At 40.2% G+C, this 791-nt stretch carries 1 protein-coding gene; it reads left to right on the top strand.

The window, feature by feature from the left end; all coding sequences use genetic code 11:
- A partial coding sequence (locus tag CQA49_RS10205) for a hypothetical protein (RefSeq protein ID WP_181882672.1) occupies positions 1-791 on the top strand: 791 nt, incomplete at both ends.

Raw genomic sequence — 791 nt, 5'->3', positions numbered from 1 at the left:
GAAAACAACTTTAACCCCCTTATTTCACAAATAAACGCGCATTTAGGCAGTGGATTATTTGGTGGAAGTATCGCAGGGCTAGAACAAGATGACTTTGGCAACTACACATTTAACCCAACCAAATTTGCAATCGGATTTGTAGCAGGACTTGCAGGCTATGATATAGCAAGACGCACAAAAGCCTTTCAAAATATCGAGCGCATAAGTGCTAACGCTAAGCAATACTACCCTAACCTTTCTCAAAAAGCCCCTGATAAGCTTATGGATATTCTAAGGCAAGGCATTGTTAAAAAAATGAGCGGGAATCCGAGCAATTACATAACCAAAGAAAAAGATTTGCTTGCATATGCCAAAGAGCTAGATTCTCTTTTTGGTAAGCAAGAGATAGAAAATCTCACAAGCAAGCCAAAGAAGCAACGCCCAAAACCAATCCCAAAAAAAGCTCAAATACAGCAAGCAACACTCTTTGACTTAAGCGATGAAACACTTTTCAAAGAAATAGCCCAAGAAGTCAAACCCTTACTTGATGAAGCAGAAGCAAAGGCACAAGCGGGATTGTTTGACAATCATATTTTAGAGGGCATAGATACAAGCGCGCCACGCATACAAGACACCCCCGAAGTTTCAATTGATACCTTAAATCTTAAGAGTGAAAATAAACCCACAAGCACCACGAAAGAGCCAAATTTATTTGACTTTGAATCCTATGAGCCACAAAGTGCAAACGCGCAACTTTTTAGCACGCAACCAAAAATTAGCGAGGATTCTAAGACGATAACCACCCAAACGCT

It is taken from the genome of Helicobacter sp. MIT 00-7814 (assembly GCF_003364115.1).
Lineage (GTDB): Bacteria > Campylobacterota > Campylobacteria > Campylobacterales > Helicobacteraceae > Helicobacter_F.
This window is presented reverse-complemented; position numbering and strand designations above follow the sequence as displayed.